1 pseudogene is annotated in these 888 nt (G+C 60.5%); it reads right to left on the bottom strand.

What is annotated here, in order from left to right:
* A pseudogene (locus NKJ00_RS32180) lies at nt 1-797 on the bottom strand (IS630 family transposase); the annotation flags it as partial.
* Between the last annotated feature and the right edge of the window lie 91 nt (nt 798-888).

The following is an 888-nucleotide window of genomic DNA, read 5'->3' as shown; positions in this document are numbered from 1 at the left end:
CCTGCTCGATCGGATTGAGGTCCGGCGAGTAGGGCGGCAGATACCAAAGCCTGGCGCCGGCAGCTTTGATCGTCTGCCTGATGGCCGCCGACTTATGGCTTCCCAGGTTATCCATGACCACGATGTCGCCGGGCTTCAGCACGGTGATGAGCTGCTGCTCGACATAAGCACGGAAGCATTGGCCGTTGATCGGTCCGTCGAAGACGCAAGGTGCTGCGAGCCGGTCCCAGCGTAGTGCACCGAGGAAGGTCAGCGTGCGCCAGTGGCCGTGTGGAGCCAAGCCGCGCAGCCGTTTGCCTTTCGGCCCCCAACCTCGCAGTGGAGCCATGTTGGTCTTGATCCAGGTCTCATCGATGAAGACCAGGCACTGTGGATCGAGACCGCTTTGCCAAGAGCGCCATCGCTGGCGCCTGCGGGCAATATCGGCACGCGCCTGCTCAAGGGCGAACAGAGTTTTTTTTGAAGCTCAGGCCTTCGCGGCGCAGGAACAGCCACACCGTATTGTGCGAGACCTTGACCCCGCGAGCATCCAGCTCGTCCTTCAGCCGACGCAGCGTCAGTTCAGAGGTCTGATTAAGCCGCTCCATAATGAAGGCCCGATGCGGCTCAAGGACGCGCTTGCGATGTCCGCCCATCTTGCCCGGCGCCACCGAGCCAGTGGCACGGTAACGCTGCGACCACTTCACTACAGAGGAAACCGCAACGCCAAAGCGCGAGGCAACCGCACGGCAGGTCTCCCCGTCGCCAACCGCCGCTACTGCACGCTCACGAAGATCATTTGAAAGCGCTCGCGTCATCAGATGCTGGCCTCCAATCCAGCCAGCATCTTGAATCACAAACATCCGGCTTTGGGAATCCTACGATTCTCTCAAAATAGGAATCGCTCTA

The sequence above is a fragment of the Mesorhizobium sp. M0227 genome, from assembly GCF_040321855.1.
GTDB lineage: Bacteria > Pseudomonadota > Alphaproteobacteria > Rhizobiales > Rhizobiaceae > Mesorhizobium.
This window is presented reverse-complemented; position numbering and strand designations above follow the sequence as displayed.